19 protein-coding genes are annotated in these 25,900 nt (G+C 72.4%); 9 read left to right on the forward strand and 10 right to left on the reverse strand.

Annotation, left to right across the window (positions count from 1 at the left end; genetic code table 11):
• Window positions 1-577: 577 nt before the first annotated feature.
• The 8 genes from DEJ13_RS12100 to DEJ13_RS12135 all read left to right on the forward strand — a co-directional run bounded on the left by DEJ13_RS12100 (window position 578) and on the right by DEJ13_RS12135 (window position 8,347).
• Window positions 578-1,810 (forward strand): PVV-CTERM domain-containing choice-of-anchor G protein, encoded by a 1,233-nt coding sequence (locus tag DEJ13_RS12100; protein ID WP_111106547.1) that lies wholly within the window; start codon window positions 578-580, stop codon window positions 1,808-1,810.
• A 44-nt stretch (window positions 1,811-1,854) separates the two neighbouring features.
• Window positions 1,855-1,983, forward strand: a complete 129-nt coding sequence (locus DEJ13_RS12105) for an LPXTG cell wall anchor domain-containing protein (RefSeq protein ID WP_146245205.1) — start codon at window positions 1,855-1,857, stop codon at window positions 1,981-1,983.
• 223 nt (window positions 1,984-2,206) lie between these two features.
• Entirely contained in the window at window positions 2,207-3,571 is a 1,365-nt protein-coding gene (locus DEJ13_RS12110) for an XrtP-associated glycosyltransferase (protein WP_111106546.1), read from the forward strand.
• Window positions 3,571-4,161: an exosortase S gene (xrtS, locus tag DEJ13_RS12115; RefSeq protein WP_111106545.1), complete on the forward strand. Its 591-nt coding sequence runs from the start codon at window positions 3,571-3,573 to the stop codon at window positions 4,159-4,161. Before DEJ13_RS12110 ends, xrtS begins: the two co-directional genes overlap by 1 nt.
• Entirely contained in the window at window positions 4,158-5,021 is an 864-nt protein-coding gene (locus tag DEJ13_RS12120; RefSeq protein ID WP_181436990.1) for a septum formation family protein, read from the forward strand. Before xrtS ends, DEJ13_RS12120 begins: the two co-directional genes overlap by 4 nt.
• A complete protein-coding gene (locus DEJ13_RS12125; protein WP_146245204.1) occupies window positions 4,984-6,459 on the forward strand; it encodes a hypothetical protein in 1,476 nt (491 codons plus the stop codon). The genes DEJ13_RS12120 and DEJ13_RS12125 overlap by 38 nt, the downstream gene beginning before the upstream one ends.
• Window positions 6,456-7,721: a non-hydrolyzing UDP-N-acetylglucosamine 2-epimerase gene (wecB, locus tag DEJ13_RS12130; protein ID WP_111106542.1), complete on the forward strand. Its 1,266-nt coding sequence runs from the start codon at window positions 6,456-6,458 to the stop codon at window positions 7,719-7,721. The genes DEJ13_RS12125 and wecB overlap by 4 nt, the downstream gene beginning before the upstream one ends.
• Window positions 7,718-8,347, forward strand: a complete 630-nt coding sequence (locus DEJ13_RS12135) for a class F sortase (RefSeq protein ID WP_111106541.1) — start codon at window positions 7,718-7,720, stop codon at window positions 8,345-8,347. The genes wecB and DEJ13_RS12135 overlap by 4 nt, the downstream gene beginning before the upstream one ends.
• A gap of 13 nt (window positions 8,348-8,360) precedes the next feature.
• Here the strand turns inward: DEJ13_RS12135 and DEJ13_RS12140 are convergent, their stop codons facing one another.
• Together DEJ13_RS12140 and DEJ13_RS12145 are read right to left on the reverse strand one after the other, a co-directional pair.
• Window positions 8,361-10,478 carry a helicase HerA-like domain-containing protein gene (locus tag DEJ13_RS12140; RefSeq protein WP_111106540.1) on the reverse strand — a complete coding sequence of 706 codons (2,118 nt, stop codon included), beginning with the start codon at window positions 10,476-10,478 and terminating at the stop codon, window positions 8,361-8,363.
• A gap of 261 nt (window positions 10,479-10,739) precedes the next feature.
• Window positions 10,740-11,969, reverse strand: coding sequence for a multidrug effflux MFS transporter (locus DEJ13_RS12145; RefSeq protein ID WP_111108226.1), 1,230 nt, complete (start codon window positions 11,967-11,969; stop codon window positions 10,740-10,742).
• 251 nt (window positions 11,970-12,220) lie between these two features.
• Between DEJ13_RS12145 and DEJ13_RS12150 the strand changes: the two genes are divergently transcribed.
• Window positions 12,221-12,802: a TetR/AcrR family transcriptional regulator gene (locus tag DEJ13_RS12150; RefSeq protein ID WP_146245337.1), complete on the forward strand. Its 582-nt coding sequence runs from the start codon at window positions 12,221-12,223 to the stop codon at window positions 12,800-12,802.
• An 83-nt stretch (window positions 12,803-12,885) separates the two neighbouring features.
• Here the strand turns inward: DEJ13_RS12150 and DEJ13_RS12155 are convergent, their stop codons facing one another.
• The 8 genes from DEJ13_RS12155 to DEJ13_RS12190 form a co-directional block, all read right to left on the reverse strand.
• On the reverse strand, window positions 12,886-14,880 hold the full coding sequence (locus DEJ13_RS12155; RefSeq protein ID WP_258374225.1) for a S53 family peptidase: 1,995 nt from the start codon (window positions 14,878-14,880) through the stop codon (window positions 12,886-12,888).
• Between the two features lie 242 nt (window positions 14,881-15,122).
• Window positions 15,123-15,695 (reverse strand): substrate-binding domain-containing protein, encoded by a 573-nt coding sequence (locus DEJ13_RS12160; protein WP_111108220.1) that lies wholly within the window; start codon window positions 15,693-15,695, stop codon window positions 15,123-15,125.
• Between the two features lie 28 nt (window positions 15,696-15,723).
• Window positions 15,724-17,112 carry an MFS transporter gene (locus DEJ13_RS12165; RefSeq protein WP_056118796.1) on the reverse strand — a complete coding sequence of 463 codons (1,389 nt, stop codon included), beginning with the start codon at window positions 17,110-17,112 and terminating at the stop codon, window positions 15,724-15,726.
• A gap of 32 nt (window positions 17,113-17,144) precedes the next feature.
• A complete protein-coding gene (locus DEJ13_RS12170; protein ID WP_111108222.1) occupies window positions 17,145-18,290 on the reverse strand; it encodes a cystathionine gamma-synthase in 1,146 nt (381 codons plus the stop codon).
• A gap of 86 nt (window positions 18,291-18,376) precedes the next feature.
• A complete protein-coding gene (locus DEJ13_RS12175; RefSeq protein WP_111108223.1) occupies window positions 18,377-19,741 on the reverse strand; it encodes a cystathionine beta-synthase in 1,365 nt (454 codons plus the stop codon).
• Between the two features lie 31 nt (window positions 19,742-19,772).
• Window positions 19,773-21,209 carry a mechanosensitive ion channel domain-containing protein gene (locus tag DEJ13_RS12180; RefSeq protein ID WP_111108224.1) on the reverse strand — a complete coding sequence of 479 codons (1,437 nt, stop codon included), beginning with the start codon at window positions 21,207-21,209 and terminating at the stop codon, window positions 19,773-19,775.
• Entirely contained in the window at window positions 21,206-23,269 is a 2,064-nt protein-coding gene (locus DEJ13_RS12185; RefSeq protein WP_284158078.1) for an adenylate/guanylate cyclase domain-containing protein, read from the reverse strand. Before DEJ13_RS12185 ends, DEJ13_RS12180 begins: the two co-directional genes overlap by 4 nt.
• Before the next feature lie 599 nt (window positions 23,270-23,868).
• Window positions 23,869-25,734, reverse strand: a complete 1,866-nt coding sequence (locus tag DEJ13_RS12190) for an ABC transporter ATP-binding protein (protein WP_111108271.1) — start codon at window positions 25,732-25,734, stop codon at window positions 23,869-23,871.
• Window positions 25,735-25,900: the final 166 nt, after the last annotated feature.

Here is a 25,900-nt window from a genome sequence, read left to right on the forward strand (position 1 = left end):
TGTCCGACGCCCCGTGAAGGGGCTCGCGGCGGTCCGGCACGCCCGGAAACGCACACGCGCTTGACACGTGTCCAGACGATGCGTGATGGTGACATCACCTCATCACGAGTGCCACCACATCCGGACCTCACCAGTCCGGCCGGGTCCAACCAACCCGGAGGGTCGGGGGCGGCGCTCATGGGCCCCTACAGCCGGCCGCCCCCGCGACGGCCTGTCGTCGTGCGCGAACACGGCGGCAGGTCATCAGGTGTTCCCGCGTATCCGACGGGAACCCGTCAATGCTAACGAATGCACTGGGCAGCACGCGTTTTCTGACCCGGTGCCCGGCGGGCAACGGCTGTCGTGCTGCGTTCGGCGCGCCCGCGCCCGCGCCCGTCACCCCCGGACTGGGGTCCGATCAGCCGGGACTTCCACCCGGGCACGCTGGTGCTCCTCTCAGTCTGGGCTTAACGTGACTCAGACATCGCACAGACGGTGACGGAGGTCCCTACCCTCCCTCGCCGCGTATCCGAAAGAGGTTGCCATGTCGCAATCGCGTGCGCGTTCGTCGCGCCGTGCACCAGCACTGATGGGACTCATGGGAGTCTCCGTCGGCCTGGCCGTCACCCTGCTCGCCCCCTCTGCGGCCTCGGCCGCCCCTGTGGTCTCACAGGGCACCGGCCGTCTCGTGCAGACGTCGCTGCTGAGCTCGACGGTGCTCGACACCGTCGCGACGCTCCGCGGTGCCGCAGCCGTCAACGCGGACGCCACCGGGGACGTGGTGGTGAACACCCCCCTCGACGCGGCCGCGGTCGCGCAGCTCGTGCAGCTGCAGGCCGGGGCGTCGAACCTGTTCGGCACGAACGGGGTCATCCAGCTCGGTGCGGTCGGCCAGTACGGCCGCGCGGCGGACGACGGCTCCTCGGCCGCGTTCTCCGGCGCGGTCTCGCAGGCCGCCAGCCTCATCGGCGCCGGCACGACCGTGAACGGCGGCGACGTCGGCTCCCCGACCGCCGGCAGCAACGCGCAGATCACCGTCGGCACCGCGGCCAGCCCGGTCTCGCTGAACGTCGCACTGACCGGTCTCGCGGCATCGGCACAGCAGACCGCCGACGGCACGCAGACCGGCCGCTACACGCTCACCGACGGCAGCGTCATCGTGGGCGGAACGGTGCTCGCGCCGACCCTTTCCGCGCTGCGTGCACCGCTGACGACCGTGCTCGGCGTCGCGTCCGGCATCGGTGTCACGGTCGCCAACCCGATCGCCGCCGACGGCACCGTCCGGGTCACGCTGCAGCAGCTGCTCGACGCTGCCGGTGTCACGAGCGTCAACGACCTGCCGGCGAACACGAACCTGCTGAACTACGTCCCGCAGGCGGTCACCACGCAGGTCACGACATCGGTGAACGCCACACTCGCCGACCTGGCGACCAGGGCCAACGCGATCCCGGTCCTCGGTGCGACGCTGAACTCCGCCATCACCGTGGCACGGACGGCGCTCAACCCGCTGCTCGGGTCGCTCGGCACGACGCTCACGTCGAACCTCGCCCCGGCCATCACGACCGCGGCGCAGCTCAACGTGAACCGCCAGGCGACCAGCGCGGACGGCGCCTTCACGCAGACGGCACTCCGCGTCGGTGTCGGACCGAACGGCAGCATCGCAGCGGTCGACCTCGCCAGCGCCACCGTCGGCCCGAACGCCGGCATCGCTGCGGTCCCCGTCGTCAACCCGGCATCGGCCAGCATCGCCGGTGGTGCGCTCGTCCTCGCGGCGATCGCAGCACTGCTGGTGCAGCGCCGTCGTCGGTCGACGGCACTCGCCGCCGCCTGATGTACCGCGCAGGCTCGATCGGGCCGTCCGTCATGACGGGCGGAGTGATCGCAGCGGGAACCGGCGCCCCCGCGATGGGCATCGCGCTGCTGGTGCTCGGCGCCGTCCTCGCAGCGTTCGTGCTCTGGCGCGTGCTGTACCGCCGTCGACGCGCAACCAGCGTCGACCGGTGACACCGTCGGCCGTCTCGTCCCTGGATCAGGAGGACGAGGCGGCCGCCGGAGGACACGTCCGACGTCGGGTCGTCCGACGGGTCCTCCCCGGGTGACCGCCTTCCCGGCCGCTGGCCGAGGCGGTCACCTGCCCGTGGACGCGCAGGTTCGGGACCTGCGCTCCACGGGCCCCCGACCCCCCACACCCGCACCCCGCTCGTCCCTCCTCACGGAAAGGACCGTCGTGTCCGCCTCCGAATCCGCGCAGACCCTGGCGTTCGTCCTGCTGGTCGTCTTCCTCGCGTACGTGACCGCGATCCTCGTGCCGTTCCTGCGCCGCCGTCCCTCCGCCGAGGGCGACCCGACGACGCTCGACTGGCACGTGTTCGTCGCCTGCCGCGACGAGGTCGTGGTGATCGGCGACACGCTCGCCAGGCTCCGCCGGGACTTCCCCGCCGCCCACGTCTGGGTGGTCGACGACGCGAGCACCGACGGCACCGGGGACGTCGTCCGCGCCGTGTCCGACCCGATGGTGCACCTGGTCGAACGGCGTCTGCCGGATGCACGGACCGGCAAGGGCGCCGCGCTCAACGCCGCGTACCACGCACTCGGGGCCTGGCTCCCGGCCGGGTCCGCACACGACCGTGTCGTCGTCGCGGTCGTCGACGCGGACGGACGACTGGCCGCCAACGCGCTGGCCCAGGCCGCGGGCCCGACGGCCTTCGGCGACCCGCGGGTGGGCGCGGCACAGGCCGCCGTGTGGATGTCCAACCGCACCGCGCTGCACGGAGACGACGACAGAGCAGGTGCCGGCACCGCCGCGCCGCTCTCCCGATGGGGTCGCTGGTTGGTCCGGATGCAGGACATCGAGTTCCGCACCGCGATCGCGGCGATGCAGTGCCTCCGCGGACACACCCTGTCCGTCGGCCTCGGTGGCAACGGCCAGTTCACCCGACTGAGCACACTGGACCGCATCGGCGCCGCGAACGGCACACCGTGGCACGGGTCGCTGCTCGAGGACTACGAACTCGGCGTCCACGTCATGCTCGCCGGTTTCCGGAACGTGTACCTGCACGACACCCACGTCGAACAGGAGGGGCTGCCGTCGGTCCGCCGCCTGCTCACCCAGCGCACCCGGTGGTGCCAGGGCGGCATGCAGTGCGCGAAGTACCTGCCGCGGATCTTCGCCTCGCGCCACGTCACGCACGCCGGCGCGATCGAGGCGAGCTACTTCCTCATCCAGCCCTTCACCCAGCTGGCCGGCGTGCTCCTGTGGCCCGCCGTCCTGGTCTCGATGCTCGCCGCAGGCACCGTGTCCGCCGGCAGCGCCGCCGCCTGGGCCGCCGAGAACTGGTGGCTGCTCCCGCTCGTCGTCGTGACCGGCATCGCCCCGTTCGCGATGTGGCCCCTGATCTACCGCCGTCGCGCCGAGCCGGGCACCAAGATCGGTACCGCGCTCCTCTGGGCCCTCGGCTACTGGCTGTACATGTACCAGAGCTACGTCTGCGTCCCGCGCGCGTTCGTCCGGTTGGTCCGGGGTCGCGCCGGGTGGGCGAAGACCCGACGCAACGCCGAGTCCGGCTCCCTGCTGCTGGCCACGGAGGTCTGATGTCCCACGCCGTCGTCCCCGCCGCCCGGCGCGTCCGCCACCGCGGCGGCCACGTGCTGCTCGCCGTCCTCGCCACCGCCGCCGCCGTCGCGACCCTCGCCGCCGCGAACGCGATCCACCCGCTGGAGGCCCGGGGCGTCGCCGCAGCGCTGGCTCCACTCGCGGACGGGGGCACCGCCGCGTCCGGCAGCGTCGCGTACTTCGGCCTCGGCACCCGGACGGTGCACGGCATCCAGATCACCCCGATGTGCTCGAGCGTGGTCCTGGTGGTGCCGCTGCTCCTGCTGGCCGCGGTGCTCGCGCTCGTCACGCGCGGCAACCGCACGCCGCGGGTCGCCATCGGACTGGCCGCCGCGGTCGGCCTCGTGGTGGCGTGCAACACGCTGCGGTACCTCGGATCGGCGCTCGCGCTGCAGGGGTGGGGCGAGCAGGGCTTCGACGTGGTGCACGAGTACGCCGGATCGCTCTTCGTGATCGCCGGCTTCGCCGCGGCGTTCCTGCTGCAGCTCCGGTTGGCGCTCCACCAGCCGGTCCGCCGACGGGGTCGTCGTGCCGTCAGCCGGGCCCGCGCCGTCGAGGTGGCGCCGTGACCGGGCCGCGTGCCGGCCGACTCGTCGCCGCCTTCCTGGCCGTCGCGACCAGCGGAGCGCTGGTCTGGGGGGCCGCGACCGTGGCCGCCGGTGCCGAACCGCCCCGGGCCGCGGGCACAGCGCTGCGGGTCGGAGCGTGCCTGGACCTGGCGACGCCGCGCGACCGCTCGGCACGCACGGCGCCGGACCCGGTCGCCTGCGCCGGGGAGCACACCCACCAGGTCTTCGCCGTCGCCACCGTGCCCGGTCTCGCGGGGCAGTGGCGGCAGCGGCCGACCGCCGCGGTGTTCGCCGCGGCGACCGCCGGGGTGTGTGGACCCGACGCACTCCGTGCTTTCCTCGGCGCCCAGGCGGTCGACGCCCTCACCGACCTGACGATCAGCCGGTTCGCCCCGTCGGCCCGCGGGTGGGCCGACGGGTCCCACCGCGTCGCGTGCACCGTGTCCGTCCCGGTCGACGCCGCCGGGACGCCCCTCCCTCTCCGGACCTCGCTGCAGGGCATCGCCGGGCGCGAGGGGACCGGCACCGACAGCTCGGCCGTCGTCCGGGCGTGCCGCCGTCAGCTGCCCGAGGGCGACGCGTGGTCCGCGCACGGTTCCCGCGTGCGCTGCGACCTGCCGCACACCACCCAGGAGGTCGGCGCGTGGATCGCGCTGACCTCCGACACCGAGGACCTCTCCCCCGCCACGATCACGACACGCTGTCGCGACGCGGCCGAGACCTTCGTCGGCGGTCGGCTGCCGACCGGGCTCGCACCGTCGGGCGTCGTGGTCCGTGCCGACGGCGCCGTCACCCTGCGCTGCACGATCGGGGGTGAGCCCCGTGACGATCGCACCGACGTCGTCGTCCTCCCGGGCTGAGCGCCGGGCTGCTGCCGGACGCTCCCGGGCTGAGCGCCGGGCTGCTGCCGGGCGCTTCCGGCAGCGCGGACTCGGCGAGCGCCTGTTCCTGCTCCTCCTCGGCCCGGTCACCGTCGCGGTCCTGCTCTGGCGGTTCGTGTCCGCGGTCCCGCGCGTCCGGTTCGACGACGCCGTGCTCTGCCTGCTCGACGTCGCGCCGCCGCGCACCCTCGGCGCACCGCTCTGGCCCGCGCACGCCTGGACGGCCGCCGCGTGTTCGCCGGCGGACGGCACCGCGACCGTCAGCAGTGCAGCCCTCCCGTTCCGGCTCGCCGAGCTGCTCACCCCGTTCGTGACCGGTGCCGCCGGGCTCGACGTCCGACTGGCCGCGGCGGTCATCGCCCTCGTGCTGGCCGTCGTGGTCGTCGCGGGGACCCTCGCCGTGCCCGGTCGGCTGGTGGTCCGCGTGGGCGCCGCCGTGCTCGCGGTCGGGGCGCTCGTCGACCCGTGGTCCGTGCGGACGCTGCTCGCTGCCGGGCCGGAGTCGGCTGCGCTGCTCGGCGCGGCCGCCACCGCCGTGTCGGCGGCCTGGCTGCCGCGGAGGCCGTTCGTCGCGACGGCCGCGATCACCGTGAGCGCAGCCTCCTGGGTGACGGCGGCACCGACGCTGGCGTGGGTCGTCCTGCCCGTCGTCACCGCGGTCGTCGTCGTCGTGGTCGTCCGCGCGACCGGGGTCGACCGTGTCGTCGGTCTGGCCGTCGCCGGTGCGGCGGTCGCCGCCCTCGTGACCAGCGCCTGGACCGGGGCGCACCTGGCGTCACCGGACGACGGCGTCGACGCCAGGACCCGTCACGTCCAGGTGGTCGCGTCGGTCATCGGTTCCGACGCCGCGCGGGCGACGTTCGGGCTCGGACCCGGGACCGGCGACGGCTCGATCCGGGACGGCGACCCCGACCCCGCGTTCGCCACCCTCGACGACCTCGACCTCGTCCGAGCGGCGGTCGTCCACCCGGCGACGACGGTCGTGCTCGCCGACCGCGCGGTCTCAGCCCTGCTCGATCCCGACGTCGACTCCCCGGACACGGGTGCGTCGCCGGTCACCGTCGCCGCGGGCGCGCTCGCGAGCCTGCCGCTGCTCGCGCTCGGTCTCCACCTCGCGGTGGCGGCGTCGGCCGCGGCGCTCACCGTCCGTCGGCGGCTCGGCTCGCGAGCGTCGGGCGTCGGGATCGCGGCGCTGGTGATGACCTCGTCGTCGTGGCTCGTGTTCTGGGCCTGGGTCGTCACCGGGGACCCGGCTGACCCGGTCCCGGCGGTCGTCTTCACCACGACGACCCTGGCGCTCGTCCCCCTGCTCCCCGTGCAGCTCGCCGTCCTGCTGCGCAGCGGCCCCGCCGTCGCCGGTCGCCAACGGCACCGCCGACTCGTCCTCACCACCGCACGGACAGGAGCACACCGATGACGTACCGCCCGCGAGTCCTCGTCGTCTACGGCACGCGGCCCGAGGCGGTGAAGGTCGCCCCCGTCGTCCTCGCCCTCCGCCAGGACCCCGACCTGCAGGCGCTCGTCGTGGACACCGGACAGCACCCCGACCTCACCGCCGCGGTGCACGAGACGTTCGGCACCCACCCGGACTGCACCCTGTCGATCGCGCGACCGGGCCAGTCCGTCGGCGCGATCGCCGCACGGACGATGACCGCGGTGGGGTCGCTCCTGGCCGAGTGGCGACCCGACCTCGTGCTCGTCCACGGCGACACGACCGCCGCGGCCGCCACGGCACTCGCCGCCCACTACGCCCACCTCCCGGTCGCACACCTGGAGGCAGGACTCCGGTCGGGCGACCTGTGGTCCCCGTGGCCGGAGGAGGCGAACCGCAGCGTCATCGGTCGCCTGGCCGGGCTGCACCTGGCTCCGACCGCGACCGCGCGGGACAACCTGCTGCACGAGGGGGTGCCCGCCGAGCGCGTCGTCGTCACCGGCAACACGGTCGTCGACGCGCTCCTCCACACCCTGGACCGGGCACGACCGAACCTGCCCGGACCGCTCGAGGAACGGGCCGCAGCGGCTCGTCAGGTCGTGCTGTTCACGGCGCACCGCCGCGAGTCGTGGGGCGGCGGACTGGCCCGGGTGGCCGCTGGCCTGGCCGACGTCCTGGCTGACCGTCCGGACACCCTGCTGCTCGCGCCGCTCCACCCCAACCCGGTGGTGCGTGACGCGGTCCTGCCCGAACTCGCCCGCGTGGCGTCCGCCGTGGTGACCGACCCGTTCGACCACCCCGCGTTCTGCCGGGCGATGCAGCTGTCGACCGTCATCGTCACCGACTCCGGCGGGGTGCAGGAGGAGGCACCGTCGCTCGGGGTCCCGGTGCTGGTCACGCGCGACACCACCGAGCGCCCGGAAGCCGTCGCCGCCGGTGCCAACCGGCTCGTCGGCACCGAGCGTGCGGCCGTGGCGAGCGCGCTCCGCGAGGTCCTCGACGACCCGGGAGCACGTGCGCGGATGGCCGCCGTGGAGAACCCCTACGGCGACGGACACGCGGGACGGCGCGTCGTGCGGGCGATCCGGGAGTTCCTCGGGGTTCCCCCGCGCCACCGGCGACGCGACGACGTCGTCCTGCACGACGACGACCGGCGGCACGACGACGTCCTGAACGAGGAGGTCCTGCACGAGGATGCGCGACACGACGGTGCCCTGGGCGCCACGGCGGCGGTGGGCGTCGCGTGAGGGCCCTGCCGGCCGCGGTCCTGGGCGTGCTCGCGGTCGCCGCCATGGCCGCGGGCGTGGTCAGCCTGCAGACGCCGGCCCGGGACCCCGGCGCCGGGGTGGCACGAGACCTCGACGGCCGTCCGGTGGCCGGAGCGCCGCCCGCGACGGCGACTTCGACCACGGCGACGACGGCGGACGCCGTGGGCCGGCCGGGCGACCGGCTGGTCGTGCCGGCGGTCGGGCTCGACGTCCCCCTCGACACGATGCAGGTCCGGCACGGCGTCGTCGACCCGCCGGGCTTCGCCGCCGCGTACGAGGTGCAGGGCCTGACGACCGACGTGCCCTCGGCCACCGGGACCTACATCGCCATGCACGCGCTGCGCGGCGGGGGCCGTGCGCCCGGGAACGCCCTCTGGGACACGGACGCCGGACGCCCCCGCATCGCGATCGGCGACACCGTCAGTGTTGACGGTGCATCGTGGCGCGTCACCGGCATCGGCACCCCGACGAAGCAGTCCGTGCCCGGGAGCGACCGGCTCTGGTCGACGACGCCCGACGAACTCGTGCTGCTGACGTGCCTGGAGACCCCCGACGGACGTCCCTCCACCCGGAACGTCGTCGTCACGGCAGAGCCTGCGGGCTGAACCCGGTCCGGCGTCAGCGGCGTCGGCGCAGGGTCGAGAAGATCCCCTGCACCACCTCTTTCGCGATGGTGCCGCCGAGGCCGCCACCGAGCAGGTCGGACAGCGGGTCCGTCGTCCGACGCTTCGACGTCGTCCGGGTGCCCGAGCGCGACGAGCCGCGCGACCGACGGGCCTCGGCAGCACGCTCCGCCTGCTCGAACTCCCGCTGCGTCCGCTCGTACTCGCGCTGCGCCGTCGCGTGCTCGCGTGCCTCGCGCTTCGCGTCGGCGGCCGCCTGCTTCGCCGCGGCGGCGGCCGCGCGTGCGGCCTCCTTCTCCGCGTCGGCGGCGGCGGCCTCGGCCGCCTCGCGTGCGTCCGCGGCGGCAGCCTGCGCAGCGGCGGCCTCCATGCGGCGGGCGAGCATCTCGTGGGCCGAGTCGGGGTCGACGCGGGTGCCGTAGGTGGCGAGCAGCGGGGACGCGGTGACCCGGGCCTCCAGGTCGGCCGACGGCATCGGCTCCATCGATCCGCGCGGCGCGCGCAAGCGGGTCCAGGCGACCGGGGTCGGCGCGCCCTTCTCGTTCATGACCGTGACGATGGCCTCGCCCGTGGCGAGGGAGGTGAGGACCTCACCGAGGTCGTAGTCGCTGGTCGGGTAGGTGGACACGGTCGCACGCAGGGCCTTCGCATCGTCCGGGGTGTGCGCTCGGAGCTGGTGCTGCACGCGCGAGCCGAGCTGCGCCAGGACGTCGTTCGGCACGTCCTTCGGGGTCTGCGTCACGAAGAAGATGCCGACACCCTTCGACCGGATCAGCCGCACGGTGCGCACGATCTGCTCGAGGAAGTCCTTCGACGCACCGGTGAACAGCAGGTGCGCCTCGTCGAAGAAGAACACGAGCTTCGGCTTGTCCTGGTCGCCGACCTCGGGCAGCTCGTTGAACAGGTCCGCGAGCAGCCACATCAGGAAGGTCGAGAACACCTCGGGCTGGTCCTGCACGCCGGGGACCTCGAGGAGGCTGACGATCCCGCGCCCGTCCGCCGTCGTCCGGAGGAAGACCTGCGTGTCGATCTCCGGCTCGCCGAAGAACCGGTCGGCACCCCGGTCGGCGAAGGTGATGAGCTCGCGGAGGATGACCCCGACCGTCTGCTTCGACAGCCCGCCGAGGTCGGCCAGTTCCGGCTTGCCTTCGTCGCTCACCAGGAAGGTCAGGACGCTCCGCAGGTCCGTGAGGTCGACGAGCGGCAGCCCGGCCTGTTCGGCGTAGTGGAACACCAGACCGAGGGAGGACTCCTGGGTGGCGTTGAGCCCGAGGGCCTTCGCGAGCAGCAGGGGCCCGAAGCCCGACACCGTCGCCCGGATCGGCACGCCGGAGCCCTGGCCGCCGAGCGAGTAGAACTCGGCCTGGCTGGCGGCGGGGGTCCAGTCCTGGCCGATCCCGGCCGTGCGCGCCAGGAGCTTGTCGCTGCTCGTCCCCGCGACCGCCAACCCGGACAGGTCGCCCTTGATGTCGGCAGCGAACACCGGCACGCCGTTCGCCGCGATCTGCTCCGCGAGGACCTGCAGCGTGCGGGTCTTGCCCGTCCCGGTGGCACCGGCGACGAGCCCGTGGCGGTTGAGCATGCCGAGCGGGATGCGCACCTGGACGTCCGGCAGGGCGGCGCCGTTGACCAGGGCGCCGAGCTCCAGCGCGCTGCCGTCGACGGCGTACCCGTCGCGGATCGCGGCGACCGCGGCGTCGCCGAGCGGACCGACGGGAGGCTCGGTGCCGGTCGGCGTCGCAGCCGTCGGGCCCGGGGTGGGCGCGTCCGGGGCCGCAGGGGCGTCCGGTGCGGGTGGTGCGGGTGGTGCGTCCGGCGCTGGCGGCGCTTCCGGTTCGTCCGGCGCGGGTGGTGCGGGCGGTGCGGGCGGTGCGTCCGGCGCGGGTGGTGCGTCCGGCGCTGGCGGCGCTGGCGGCGCTGGCGGCGCTGGCGGCGCTGGCGGCGCTGGCGGCGCTTCCGGTGCGGGGGTCGCCGGGGTCGGTGTTGCCTGGGCCAGCGCCGCGGCGAGCTCCTCGGCGCGGGCGACTGCTTCGTCGGCGAGTCGTCGTGCCTCGTCCGCCGCTGCCCGTGCTGCCTCGGCCGCCGCTCGTGCCTGCTCCACCGCGTCGCTCATGCGCTCAGCCTAGGGACGGACCCGGCTCTGCGCCCGGCTCGTGTCGCGAGCGATCCGGATGCATCCGCATCAGACGACACCGCACACCGCGAACGACCTCTGCCGTGTCGGAACATGCACACGCACCGGATACCTCCGCATCAGACGACACCGCACAACGCGAACAACCCCTGCCGTGTCGGAACATGCACACACACCAGACAGTTGCCCGCCCGCCCGCCCGCCCGCCCGAGCAGCCCATGCACGCCCGTCCCGCGCGCCTCAGTGCGTCAGCGCAGGCACCGACCTCGGCCGCACCACGAACCACAGCAACAGGACCGCCACTGCGGCGGTGCTGGCCATCACCGCGGCCATCGGTGCCGCCTGCGTGATCCCGAGCAAGCCGACGATCGGCGAGATCAGCCCGGCGACACCGAAGTTCAGCGCGCCGAGAACCGAGGCCGCCGTCCCCGCCTCTTTCCCGTGGGAGGCGAGACCGATGACCTGCACGAGCGGGAACGAGAAGCCGCACGCCGCGATGAAGAACCACAGCGGCACGAGGACCCCGACGAGCCCGGCACCGAGCAGGTCGAGCACGATGATCGCGGTCGAGGCCAGGAGCAGCGTCGCCGTCGAGCACGCCAGGATCCACTGCGGGCCGACACGCTGCGCGAGCCGCGCCGAGATCTGCACGCCGAGGACGACCCCGATCGAGTTCACCGCGAACAGCAGCCCGTACTGCTGCGCGTTCAGCCCGTACACGCCCTGGAACAGGAACGGCGACGCGCTGAGGTACGAGAACAGCCCGCTGAACACCATCGCACCGATGAGCGCCACGCCGACGAAGATCCGGTCCGTGAACAGCGCGCGGTAGCGCTGGCGCATCGTGGAGTGTCCGGCCTCTCGGCGGCGGGCCGGCGGCAGGGTCTCGACGATGAGCAGGATCGACGCGATCACCACCGCCAGGCCGTAGCAGGCCAGGAACACGAAGATGCCGCGCCAGCTGGTGAACCGGAGCATCTGCGACCCGATGAGCGGGGCGAGGATCGGCGCGAGCCCGTTCACCATCGCCAGCCGCGAGAGCATGCGCACGAGGGGCTTGCCGCCGAACAGGTCGCGGACCGTGGCCATCGCGACGACACCGCCGGCCGCGGCACCCATCCCCTGCAGGACGCGGAACAGCCCCAGCAGCTCGATGTCCGGCGCGGTCGCGGCACCGATGGACGCGGCGATGTGCACCGTCGTCGCGATGATGAGCGGGAGCCGACGACCGACCTTGTCGCTCCAGGGACCGACGAGCAGCTGCCCGGCGGCGAAGCCGAGCGTGGTGGCCGTCAGCGTGAGCTGGACCGCCCCGTCGGTGACGCCGAACTGCTCCTTCAGCGAGGGGAACGCCGGCAGGTAGAGGTCGATCGTGAACGGCCCGAGCGCGGTCAGGGCACCGAGGACGAAGACGTAGACGAGGCGCTGGGCGCGGGTCAGGGAGTCCCCGGGGTGCAGGATGACCCGGATCGAACCGGTGGTCGCGGGCGCGGTCACAGCAGTGTCCTTCGGCGGTGAGGGGCGGTCGGCGGAGCGGCGTCGGCGTCGATCGAAACGATTCGGCCGTGGAACCATCCTATGACCGAAGCCGGGCATCGCGACACCCGCTGCCGGTCGTTGCCGCGTGTCGAGCGACACGACGAACGGCCCAGACTCCGGGCTGCGGTACCGTCGTACCGCCCGGGATCCCCCGGGTCAGCACGGAAGAGGGGGTGCGCGTCATGGTCGACGCTCGGATCCTGCACACGACGGCAGCCCTGCGCGAGGCCATCCTGCGTCTCGCGGCGGGCCGACCCGTCTCCGAGATCACCGTCGCCGACGTCACCCGCGCCGCCGGGATCAACCGTGCGACGTTCTACTCCCACGCGGTCTCACCCGGCTCGCTGCTCGCGGACGTCCTGACGCCCGAGCTCGACGAGATCCGCGCCGAGGACTCCGATGCGCGGCGCGTGGCTGCCGAGCGTGGTGCCGGCCGGGACGAACTCGCCGCGATCACCCGACGCGGGATCAACGCCGTCGTCGAGCACGTGGTCACGCACCGGGAGATCTACCTGCGGGCGCTGCCCGACGCGAACGACGCCTCGTTGCACCGGTTGCTCGTCGAGCACTTCACGGTCTCGAGCGCGATCCACATCCGCGAACTCGACCCCGCCACCCGGCCCGAGCTGCTCGACGACGTCGCCGCGGGCTTCGTCGCGCAGGGCTTCGTCGGCGCGATCGAGGCGTGGCTCGCCGGTCCCCGGCGTTCCCGCAAGGCGCTCGTCGACACGATCACGCAGTCGTTCCCGGCTTGGTGGAGCTGACGCGACGCCCGAGACCGTCACACGGACGGACGGGAGGCCCGGTGCCAGCTGGCACCGGGCCTCCCGTCGTTCAGGTGGTCACGTCAGTGATGCGCGACCTGGCTCATCCCGGTGAAGGACACCGCGCCGAGCCCGGTGACGTCGTCGTAGCCCTTGGCCGTGGTCAGCGACGTGTCGTGGTCGAGCGTGACCAGGAAGTCGTGCCCACTGGTCGCGCTGGTGTAGGCCAGGGCGAGCGGCGACCGCGGCGACGTGACGTCGGCGAAGGCCGACGGTGTCGCACGGTAGGTTGCGTACAGCGTCGGGTTCGCGAAGCCGAGGCGGACGTTGGTCGACTGCTGCACGATGGCCGACAGCGCCGCGGTGATCGGCGACGCGAGCGACGTGCCGCCGTACGTCTCGTTCACGAACTGGCCGGCCTTGAGGGTTGCGTCGTCCGTGATCGGGCGGATGCCGATCGAGAACCCGGTGTACGGGTCGGCCAGCGCGGCCAGGTCGGGCGAGACGCGCTTGCCGCCGGCCAGGGACGCCGGGACGACGCCCTTCTGGTACGCGGGCTGGTCGAACAGCGTGCTCTGGCCACCGCCGGCGCCACCACCGTCGAGGTTGCCGGGGAGTGCCGCGGAGTAGACGTTGCCGCGGGGGCTGCTCACGATCTGGTCGAGCAGGTCACCCCAACCGGTCTCGAACGACTTCTTGCCGGTCTTGTCGATGCCGAGGCTCGTACCACCCACCGAGGTCACCCACGGGCTCGAGGCCGGGAAGTCCGGCTGCGCACTGCCGAGCGCCGCGGACTCGTCGCCGTGGTCACCGCTCGAGAAGTACAGGCCGATGCCCTCACCGGCGGCCTGGATGTGCAGGTTCTCCTGACCGCGGATGCTCGACAGCGGGACGTTCTCGCCGACGTCGCCGTAGCTGTTGCTGACGAGCGAGGCCAGGCCCTGGTCGAGGATCTTCGACATCGCGACGTCGAGGCCGCCACCGCAGTTCGTACCACCGACGTAGAGGATCTTGGCCGAGGGGGCCACCGCGTGCACGGACTGCACGTCGAGGGTCTCCTCACCCTGCCAGCCGCTGGGCTGCTGGCAGAGCACCTGGTCGGTGAACTGCGACGGCGACGGGATGCGCTGCTCGAAGGTGGCGCCCGTCAGCTGGGGCTCGCCGTGCTGCTGCGAGTAGGAGTTGGTGTCGTGGATGATCGTCGGCGAGGCGTACGCGTCGATGATCGCGACGGTCTGCCCCTGGCCCGACACGCCCTTCGCGGCGAGCGCGTCGACGCCGTACGCCGAGCGGAGCTGCGACGGGCCGTAGCCGCAGGCGAAGGTCGGCACCACGGTCTTGCCGTACGCGGACGGGACGGTCGCGGTGTGCTCGCCCGCGTACGAGGAGCACTGGGCGTTGATCCCGGTCGGGGTGGTCGCCTGCTGGCGCAGCGACCGGGTCGGGGTCGACGAGGCGGGCTCCTGGCCCTGCTCGACGAGCTCCGGGTGGGTCAGCAGCCGTCCCTGGTCGACGCTGACGCCGCTGACGAGTCCGGCGATGGATGCCGGGAGGCTCGGTGCGGTGGACGGTGCCACCAGCGTCTGCTGCGCGTGGCGGTAGGAGTGCAGGGTCGTCCCGAGCACCGAGTCCACGACCGAGGCCGCTCCCCGGAACACCACGTACTCGTGGCTGGCGGGCACGGCGGTGATCGACAGGCCCTGTGCGCGCAGGAAGCCCGTGACCTGGTCGGCATCGGCCTTGCTCGGCGCGTACGCGGCGATCCAGGCCGCGGGGGTGAGCGGCTTGCGGTACTGCGGGGAACCCGGGGTGGACACCGCGGTCGCGAGCGCCTCGGCGCCGGCCTGGTTCTTCAGGGGCAGGTAGACCTCGCCCTCGACGTCGGTGGACGCGGCGACCGTGCCAGCGTCGTTCGGTGCCGTCGCCCAGGTCGGGACGGAGTCGGGCAGGACCTGGCGGGTCGCGGCGTCGGCTGGACCGCCGGCGAACAGCACCGCGCCGACGGTGCAGGCGGCGGTCGTGACGGCGAGCGCGGTGAGGCGCCTGCGGGTGGAGGGAGTGGGAGAGCGTCGTTGCACGTCGGGTCCTCTCGGGAACTGCCTGGTATGGAGTGAGCTGACTGTAGTAAGTTCCGCGAACCAACAGACAGTCAGTGGAACCACCGACCTGCCATGTCACCCGTCCGGGGGGTGAAGCTGTCGCTGTGTTCAGCCCCGGATCCGCGTCGTTGCTGTGATGCGCATCGGCCGACTGGGTCCGAGCCGTGAAGCGGAGCACGGGGGCTTGTGCCCAGCCCGCGACCGACCCGTTCCCGCAGGGCTCAGTCGCCCGCGGGCTTCTTGCCGCGCTGCAGTGACTCGACGACCGCGACGGCCTTGCCGACCATGGCCGCGTCGGAGTCGGTGCCCTGCACCCGGTAGTCGGTCGCGAGTCCGTCGCCACCCGTGCCGGACGACGGCAGCGGGTCACCGAGGGCGATGACGACCACACCGGCGTCGTGCGCGGTCTGGACGGCACCGGTGAGGGCGTCGGGATCGGCGGCCTCAACGAACAGTGCCTTCGCCCCACGCTGCACGAGGGCCCGGACGTCGCGCACCTGGGACGTCGCCGGGTCGGTCGCGCTGGCCACCCGGACGTCCGGACGGAACCCCGCGGTCGTCAGGTCGGACCGGAACCGGTCGGGCAGCGCGACGCCGCCCGACGTGGGCCCCGGCGTGGCGGCCGCGGACAGCAGCAGCACGCCGACCACGGCGTGCTGGTCGAAGCCGCCGTCCGAGCTCGTGAGGTCCGTGCTCTGCACCGGAGTCGGCGCGGCACTGGTCGTCCCTGTGCACCCGGTCATCACGACGACGGCGATGACCGCCAGAGCGGCGGAGACCAGGGTGCGGCGCACGGTTCCTCCTCGTCGTGGACCCACCACGCTACCCGTTCCCCGCGGAGGAGGCCGGTGGCGGCACGGGGCCCAGCCGGCGGACCGCGAACAGCCCCACCAGGGCGACGACGATCATCGCGGCGAAGACCGCGGCGAAGGCCAGGGGGTCCGAGCGCCCGCCGAGCGCCGTGAACAGCAGTCCCGCGACCGCGAGCCCGACCACGCTGCCGGAGGCGTCGGCGATCGTCAAGGCGGAGCTCGCGAAGCCGTCGTCGCCCTCGGTCGAGAAGCGCAGGGTGAGCATCGACGTGCGCGGGTACGCCACCCCCATGCCGGCACCGCCCACGAACCAGCCGGCGACGAGCACCCACGCGGGCAGGTCGGCGAGTGCGACGGCGAGGGCCGCGACCAGGCTGACCAGCACCAGGCCGAGACCGACGCCGAACGCACGGGCAGCGGGGAGCCGTCGCTCCCCCAACCGACCGTGCACCCAGCTCGCGCCGGCCCAGCTGAGCGCGGCGACGGTGAGTGCGAGCCCGGCGGCCGACGGCGACAGCCCGTGCTGGGCCTGCAGCAGGAAGGGCACGTACGCCTCGCTGCCGAAGAACCCCGCGGCGAGGACGCCGCGCAGCAGCACCACCGAGGGCAGGCCCGGCGCCGCGGTCAGGGTACGGCGCGGGAGCAGTGGTCGCAGGGCGAACCAGGCACCGGCGACGCCGACCACGACGGAGACGACCCGCAGGACCACCGGCAGGTCGGGAGCGACGTTGAGCAGCAGGACCGCGACCGCGGCACCGGCCGACCAGGCGATCCGTCCGCGCTGCCACGGCGGGCGGCGCTCGACGGCGGGCGGGTGCAGGCGGCCGAGCGTCGGGACCAGCAGCGCGAAGGCGGAGACGGCGATCACGAGGGCACCCGCGAAGACCCAGTGCCAGCTGAACAGGTCGGTGACGATGCCGGCGAGCGCGGGACCGACGAGCGCGGGGACGACCCAGGCGGCGGCGAACCCGGCGAACACCGGGCCGTGCAGGTCCTCGGGGAAGATCCTGGCCACGAGCACGTAGAGCACGACGTCGATCGCACCGGCCCCGAAGCCCTCGACCAGTCGACCGGCCAGGAACACCGGCATCGTCGGGGCGAGCATGACGATCGCCGTGCCGATGGCGAAGAGCGCTGCGGAGACCCACGCGACCACCCGGCCGCCCGCGCGGTCGGTCCAGTTCCCCGCGAGCACCATCCCGGGCACGCCGGCCGCGAGCGGCGCCGCGAAGCTCAGCGAGTACAGGGTCTCGCCGCGCAGGTCTCGGCTGATCTCCGGCATGATCGTCGTCATTGCCAGGTTCTGGAACGCCGAGACGGCGACGATCGCGACCATGCCGATGGTCGGGAGCGCGTAGCCCCGACTGAACAAGGTCGTCCGCGTCACCGTCGTCGTCACCAGGCTCATCGTAGGGCCGACGGGTGACGCGGCTACCGGCGCAGCGCCTGCTGCACGTCGGCGACCAGGTCGCCCGCGTCCTCGATCCCGACGGAGAGCCGCACCAGGTTCTCCGGCACCGCGAGCTCCGTGCCCTTGACCGAGGCGTGGGTCATCTCGCTCGGGTACCCGATGAGCGACTCCACGCCGCCGAGCGACTCGGCGAGGGCGAACACCTCGGTCGACTCCGCGAAGCGCTTGGCGGCCTCGGGTCCACCGGCGAGCGCGACCGAGAGCATGCCCCCGAACCCGCGCATCTGCCGCGCCGCGACGTCGTGCCCCGGGTGGTCGGCGAGTCCCGGCCAGTACACACGCTCGACGGCTGGGTTGCCCACGAGGGACTCGGCGACCGCCTGGGCGTTCCGCGAGTGCCGCTCCATGCGGACCGACAGCGTCTTGATCCCGCGGATCGTCAACCACGCGTCGAACGGCGACGAGATGGCCCCGGCACCGAACTGCACGAAGCCGACCAGCTCGGCGAGCTCGGCGTCGCGGAGCACCACGGCCCCGCCGACGATGTCGGAGTGCCCGCCGAGGTACTTCGTCGTCGAGTAGACCACGACGTCGGCACCGAGTGCGAGGGGCTGCTGCAGGGCCGGGGACGCGAACGTGTTGTCCACCACGACGAGCGCGCCGGCGTCGTGCCCGATCGCCGCGAGCGCCGTCACGTCGGCGATCTTCATGAGCGGGTTCGTCGGGGTCTCGACCCACAGGACGGTCTTCGCGGGGGCACCCTCGAGCGCCGCACGGACGAGGTCGGGGTCGCTCATGTCGACGACGACGAGCTCGACGCCCCACGGGACGTGCAGGCGGTCCACGAGACGGTGCGTGCCGCCGTAGACGTCGTTGCCCATCACGACGCGGGCGCCGGGGGCCAGGGTGGCGCGGAGCAGGGCGTCCTCGGCGGCCAGACCGGACGAGAACGAGTACGCGGCCACCCCGCCGTCCAGGTCGGCGAGCAGCGTCTGCAGCGAGTCGCGCGTCGGGTTGCCCGAGCGGGAGTACTCGTAGCCGTTCCGCATCTGCCCGATGCCGTCCTGCAGGTACGTCGAGGTCAGGTACAGCGGCGGGATGACGGCACCGGTCGGGCCGTCGGGCTCCTGGCCGGCGTGGACGGCGCGGGTGTCGAACTCGGTCATGGTGCGTTCTCCAGGTGGGGCTCGGGTGTCGGACGGGAGGCTCGGCACGGCCATGCGCGCACCGCACGGTGCGCGCACGGCCGGGATCACTCCGACAGGAAGGTGAGCAGGTCGTGTCGCGTGAGCACGGTGACGGGCTTGCCGTCCTCGACGACGAGGAGCGCGTCGACCTCTTCCAGCGCCCGTCGCGCCGTGGAGACCGACTCGCCGATGCCGATGAGCGGCAACGGGTCACCGACGGATCCGGAGACCCGATCGGCCATCTTCGCGGCGCCGGTGAAGACCTGCTCGAGCAGGTCCTTCTCGGCGACGGCGCCGATGACCTCGCCGATCACGACGGGCGGTTCCGCGCTGAGCACCGGCATCTGCGAGACGCCGTACTTCGACATGATGTCGACGACCTCGCGGACGGTGTCGCCCGGGTGTGCGTGGACCAGGTCCGGCAGGCGGCCGTCCTTCCCCGCGATCAGCGACCCGACCGTCCGGGCGTCGTCGGTCTCGGCGAAGCCGTACGAGCGCATCCACCGGTCGTTGAAGATCTTGCCGAGGTAGCCGCGGCCGCCGTCGGGCAGCAGCACGACGACGACGTCGTCCTCGGTCAGGTCACGTGCGGCGCGCAGCGCGGCGACGACCGCCATGCCGCTCGAGCCGCCGACCAGCAGCCCCTCTTCGCGCGCCAGACGTCTGGTCATGGCGAAGGACTCGGCGTCGGACACGGCGATGATCTCGTCCGGGACGCTCGGGTCGTAGGCGCTCGGCCAGAAGTCCTCGCCGACGCCCTCGACCAGGTACGGACGCCCCGTGCCGCCGGAGTACACGGACCCCTCGGGGTCGGCGCCGATGATCCGGACCCGACCGTCCGACGCTTCCTTGAGGTACTTCCCCGTCCCCGAGATCGTGCCGCCCGTGCCGACGCCGGCGACGAAGTGCGTGATGCGCTGGTCGGTGTCGCGCCAGATCTCCGGCCCGGTCGTCTCGTAGTGGCTCCGGGGACCGTTCGGGTTGGCGTACTGGTTCGGCTTGTAGGCCCCGGGGATCTCGCGGACGAGCCGGTCGGACACCGAGTAGTACGACTCGGGGTGGTCGGGCGGGACCGCGGTCGGTGTGACCACGATCTCGGCGCCGTACGCCGTCAGGACGTTCCGCTTGTCCTCGCCGACCTTGTCCGGCAGCACGAACACGCACCGGTAGCCGCGCTGCTGGGCCACGAGCGCGAGCCCCACGCCCGTGTTGCCGGACGTCGGTTCGACGATGGTGCCACCCGGGCCGAGGTCCCCCGCAGCCTCGGCGGCGTCGAGGATCCTCGTCGCGATGCGGTCCTTCGACGAGCCGCCGGGGTTCAGGTACTCGACCTTGACCAGGACCGTGGCCCGGATCCCCTCGGTGACGCGGTTCAGCTTGACGAGCGGGGTGTCGCCGACGAGGTCGACGACCGAGTTCGCGTAACGCACGCGCCGAGTCTAGGCGGGGCTCCTGCGGCCGTTACCGATCAAGACGTGCCGGTGCGCGTTGCGACTCGACGTGGGCCGTCACCGCGGCTGCGACCTCGTGTCGGCGGCGGTCGATCACGTCGCCCATGTCCCGGGCGAGCGCCGGCGTGGACCGGACGATCTGGTCGAGCGCGGTCGCGGGGACGACCAGGACGGCGACCTCGTTCCGGGCGATCGCCGTCGTCAGCATGGCCTCGCGGGTGAGCGCCGTCTGTCCGAGGTAGTCACCGGCCTCGACACGGCTGGCCGGCAGTTCCGCGTCTTCGAACGGCACGCGCAGCTCGACGCTGCCGGCGAGCACGAAGCGCACCGCGTCCGGGACCGTGCCGACCGTGGAGATGACCTCGCCCGCCGCGTACCGCTCGAGACGGACCACGGGCGCGAGCGCCAGGGCGTCGTCACCGGTCAGGTACAGCGTGGGCGAGATCGTCGCGAGGGCGGCGTCGCGACGCTCGTCGGTGACGAAGTCGTCGGTGGTGTCGCCGTCGAGTCCGAGACCGGCACGCCGAGCGGCGTACCAGAGCCACATCCGGAAGGTGGCCAGGGCGGCCCCCTCCTGGGACGGGCCGCGGACCTCGAAGGACACCTCGTAGGCGGGACCGCCCTTCGGCACGGCGCTCGGTGTCGTCCCCGGGATCACCTGGGGCAGGCTCGACGCGACCCGCTGGAGCAGGCCGACCACGGCCGCGGGTGCGTCATCCGTCGTGAACGCGACCTCCGTCGAGACCGTGAACGCGCCTCCGGTCCGGCTCAGGTTCGTGAAGGACGCACCGGCCAGCGACGAGTTCGGGGTGATCAGGATGCCGTCGCCGGTCTCGATGTGGACGGACCGCCAGTTCACCTCGATGACGCGACCACGCGTGCCCCCGACGTCGAGCCAGTCGCCCAGGCGGAACGGCTGCTCGAACAGCAGGAACAGGCCGGCGATGACCGGGCCGACCGCGGACTGCAGCGCGAGGCCGATGACGAGCGAACCGACGCCGAGCGCGGTGAACACGCCGCCGACGTCCGCGTCCCAGACCAGCCGGAACACCAGCGCGAGCCCGAGCGCGATGAGGACGATCCGACCGATGTCGACGAAGATCGACGGGATCTTCTCGCGCCAGCTGCCCTTCCGCGCGTTCGTGAACAGCAGGATGTTCAGGCCGTTCAGCACGAACACGATGACCAGGAAGCCCAGCACCGTCGCGATGATGCGGTTCGTGGTGAGCTGCTCCGGGTCCACCGCGTCCGTGACCTGCACGGACAGGATGAGGATGGCGATGAGCGGCACCACGGCGTTCCGGAGCAACCCGACGATCTTGGACAGCTCGTTGCCACGCCGCTGCAGGCTCGACTGCAGTTCGGTGAGGACCAGGAGCGTCACCGGCAGGCCGATGATCACCACGATCGCCGGCCAGAACCACGACTGCTCCCAGAAGGCGGTCATGCGCTCGGCCGATCGAGCTTCCACACGCGCTGCGGGCCGGACTGGGTCTGGACCTCGCCGACGTCCCGCACGTCGGCGCGGTCACCGAGCTTGTCGACCACGCGCTGCGTCGCGTAGACACCTGGCGTCGGGGCGATGCCCTGCACCCGGTACGCCAGGCTGACCGCGTCGCCCCACATGTCGTAGACGATGCTCGACCGGCCGACCAGGCCGCTCGTGACCTGACCGGTGTCCACGCCGGCACGCAGTGCGATCGAGGCGCCGTGCTGCGCGTTGAAGCGCTCGAGCACCCCCTCGGCCTCGGCGGCGAACTCGATCACGCGGCGGACGTTGTCGACCCGCGGGACACTGAGGCCGCAGCTCGCCAGGTACCCGCTGCGGGTGGTCCGGACCCGCTCGATCCCGTGCCGGGCGGCCGCCTCGTCGAAGGAACGCCAGACGTCGTTCACCAGTGACAGCGACTCCTCGGCGGTCAGGCCCGCGGCGAAGTCGTCGATCCCGATGATGTCCGCGTACACGACGGCGACGTCCTGGTGGTCCTCGGCGATCGTCTCGTCACCCTGCTTGTAGCGACGCGCGACCTCTTCCGGCATGAGCGTCAGCAGCATGGTGTCGTTCTGCCGCCGCTGCTCGTCCAACAGGTCCTGTTTCACGCGGAGACTCCGGCTCATGTCATTGAACGCCAGGCCGAGGTCACCGATCTCGTCGCCCTGCTTCGTCTTCACCTCGACGCCGATCTCGCCCGCGCTCACCCGGTTGACCGCGGTCTGCAGTCGGCGGATCGGCCGGACGAACACCTGCGCCAGCAGCAGCGACAGCAGGCTCACCAGCACGATGATGCCGACCAGGGCGAGCCCGATGTTGCGCGTGAAGTCGTTGACCGGCGCGAAGGCCTCGGCGGTGTCCATCTGCGCCACGACCACCCACCGCAGCCCGTCGACCTCGAGCGGGGCGTAGGCGGCCAGGGTCTCCTTGCCGCGGTAGTCGTTCGCGATCACCGTGCCCGTCTTGCCCTGCAGCGCCCGGGTGACCGGTGTCGTGTTCACCTGCTGCAGGAGCACCGAGCCCTTGACCGCGACCTCGCGCTTCGCCGTCGCCGGTGCCGTCCCCGCCGCGATCACGTCCTGCTGGTACTGCTTCGGGTGCTCGAGGAGCTGCCGCGGGTAGGACCGCATCAGGTTGTCGTCCCCGACCAGGTACGACTCGCCGGTGTCGCCGAGCCCGTCGTTCTTCCAGCCCTGGTTGCCCGTCATCACCTGGGTGATCAGGTCGACCGGCACCTGTACCGCCATCACGCCGATGACGCGGCCGTCCTCGGCCACCGGGCTCATCACCCACAGGGTCGGGACGTTGAGACTCGGGACGTACCGTCCGAAGTCCGTCACGACGACCGCGTCGGAGTTCGTCAGCTGCAGGGCCTGCTCGTACCCGGTGGCCAGGTTCGAGTCGCGGTACGGACCGTCCTCGAGGTCCGAGCCGAGGTCGGCACCGCCGTAGGCCGAGTAGACGACGTCGCCGTCGGTGTTCATCAGCAGCAGGTCCTCGTAGCCCTGCGCGTCCACCGCCTGCCGGAAGTACGACTGGTACTGCGCGTGTGCCGCGCTCCACGTGCTGCCGTCGCCGGCGTCGTCGCGCTGGATGGCCTTGTCGTAGTCGTCGAACGGGGCGGTGTAGCGCGCCTGGAGGTAGGTCTGCGGGTCGCGCGTCGGCGCGAACTGCTCCGGGTTCGCCGAGCCGCCGCTCCGCTGGTCGAGCTGCGGCACGAAGGTGTCCTGGTACCAGGCGTCCACCGCGGACTGGTCGGCCGAGGTCACCGGCTGGTCCTGCAGGTCACGCCACCCGGCCTCGAAGGCCTGCGTCGCACCGATCACGCTGGCGTTGCGGCTCTGCGAGACCACGGTCTGCGTGAACTGGTCGAACGACCGCTTGAGTTCGGTGATCCGGGACTCGCGCAGCGAGGTGACCTGGTTGAGCGCCGCCGCCTGCAGGGAGTCGCGGCCGTTCACGTAGCCGACGGCACCGACCACGAGGGCCGCGAGGACGCTGACCCCGAGCAGCATCACCAGCAGCTTGGACTGGATGTCGAGGGACCCCGTCTTCCGGAACCGGCTCCAGCGACCGCGTCGGCGGGGTGCGGTGTCGGCGCTCGGGGTGCCGGGCGCGGCAGGGGGATGGGGTCGGCCGGGGGGATGGGGTCGGCCGGGACGGAGCCGGGAGCGTGGGAGCCCGACGGGTTCGTGCCGGTCGGGTTCGTGCTGGTCGGGTTCGTGCCGGTCGGGTCTGCGCCGTGCGACGCGGCTGGTGTGTCGGCGGGCCGGTCATCCGGCGAGGACGGAGGGGCTGCGGTCACGATGACTCCGATCGACAGCCCACTGGTGCCGGTGGGCTCCTGGTCGTGCGACGCCGCTGATTCGGCGCCCATCACATCTATCACGCGAGTAACACTCGTGTCCGTTTCGCGTCCCCTGTCCGCAAAACGAGCCAGTCGACGCCGGTGCCCACCGCGCGCCCGGAGCGTGCGGTGCGTGCGGTGCGTCCGGCGTCCGGCGTCCGATGCGTCCGGCGTCCGATGCGTGCGGCGTCCGATGCGTCCGGTGCGTCCGGTGCGTGCGGCGCGTGCGGTGTGTCCGGAGCGTCCGGTGCGTGCGGCGCGTGCGCGTCAGGTGCCGAGGGCGTCGATCGGCGCTGCCTGCTGCTGGTTCAACGTCGTGTAGATGCCGTCCAGCGCGAGCAGCTCCTCATGGGTCCCCTGCTCCACGATCCGTCCGTGGTCGAGCACGAAGATCACGTCGGCATCCCGCACGGTCGACAGGCGGTGCGCGATCGAGATGGTCGTGCGTCCTCGCGCTGCGGCATCGAGCGCGGCCTGCACGACCCGCTCGGAGATCGAGTCGAGCGCACTCGTGGCTTCGTCGAGGACGAGCACGGGCGGGTCCTTGAGCATGACGCGAGCGATCGCGATCCGCTGCTTCTCACCCCCGGACAACCGGTACCCGCGCTCCCCGACCACCGTGTCGTAGCCGTCGGGGAAGGACGCGATCGTCTCGTGGATGTTCGCTGCCCGTGCAGCGCGCTCGAGCTCGGCGTCGGTGGCGTCCGGCTTGGCGTACCGGAGGTTGTCGCCGATGGTCGCGTGGAAGAGGTAGGTCTCTTGGCTGACGATGCCGACGTGCCGCATGAGGTCCTCGTGCTCGAGGTCGCGGACGTCGGCCCCGGCGAAACGGACCGACCCCTTCGTGGCCTCGTACAGTCGTGGCACCAGGTAGGACACCGTCGTCTTGCCGGCACCGGACGGCCCCACGAAGGCGGCGAACTGCCCTGGCTGGAGCTCGAACGACACACCGCGCAGCGTGGGCTTGTCGGCTTCGCCGTCCGGGTAGGTGAAGGTGACGTCGTCGAAGGCGACGTGTCCGACCCGACTCTCGTCGACCTTGGCCGCAGCAGGCGAGTCCGTGATGGCCGGCTTGAGGTCGAGGTACTCGAAGATGCGGGCGAACAGCGCGCCGGAGGTCTGCAGGTCGAGCACGACACGCAGCAGCCCCACGGTCGGGAACAGCAGCCGCGACTGCACGGTCGTGAACGCGACGATCGTGCCGGCGGTGATCGGGACGCCACCGAGGATCAGGTACGCCGCCACCAGGTAGATGATCGCCGGGATGATCGACAGGAAGATCTGCACGATGGCGAAGAACCACTGTCCGGACATCTGCTGGCGGACCTGCAGCGAGATCTGGTTGCGGTTCTCGTCGCCGTAGCGGTGGGTCTCGGCCCGCTGCTGGTTGAAGCTCTTGGCGAGGAGGATCCCCGACACGCTCAGTGCCTCTTGGGTGATCGCGGTCATGTCCGACAGCGATTCCTGCGTCTGCCCGGCGATCTTCGCGCGGACCTGACCGACCCGACGCTGCGCGATCACGAGCAGCGGCAGCAGGACGACGGCCACGATGGTCATCTGCCAGCTGAGCAGCAGCATCGCGACGACTGCGGCGATCACCGTCACGGTGTTGCCGAGCACCGAGGAGATCGTGTTGTTCAGCACGCTCGCGACGCCGCCCACGTCGTTCTGCAGACGCGACTGGATCACGCCGGTCTTGGTCCGGGTGAAGAACGCCAGCTCCATCCGCTGCAGGTGCGCGAAGAGCCGCATGCGCAGCGCCCCCATCACCTTGTTGCCGACGGTCGCCGTCAGGTACGTCTGCCAGACACCGACACCGGCGCTCGCGATCCACAGGGCGACCATCCCGCTGACCAGCCAGAACAGCACCGGCACGTTCGGCGTCCCCGACTCGGGGAACAGTCCCCGGTCGAAGGCCTGCTGCGTCAACAGGGGCGGGATCACCGACAGCGCGGCCCCCACGAGCACCAGGGCGATCGTGAAGACGATCGAGCGACGGTGCGGGACGAACAGCCCGGCGATCCGCCGCAGCAGGTGCGGGACCGCCGGCGCCTGGGCGTTCGCGGCACGCTGCGCGTCGAAGTCGCCGCTCGAGATGCGGCCACCGTGGCCGCCGCCGCGCATCATGCTCATGCGAGATCCTTTCGCCCGGAGGGCCTGACCGGTCATCCGCGAGAGCAAATGTATCCCCGCGGTACGACAGCGGTGCGGCCGGGAGCGACATCTGTGGAGAACGTCGCTGACAGCGGAATTGACCCCTTTCCGGGGCCATGCGAGCATGACCCGTCCCGTTCCCCCA

The organism is Curtobacterium sp. MCLR17_007, from assembly GCF_003234655.2.
In the GTDB taxonomy this organism is placed as follows: domain Bacteria; phylum Actinomycetota; class Actinomycetes; order Actinomycetales; family Microbacteriaceae; genus Curtobacterium.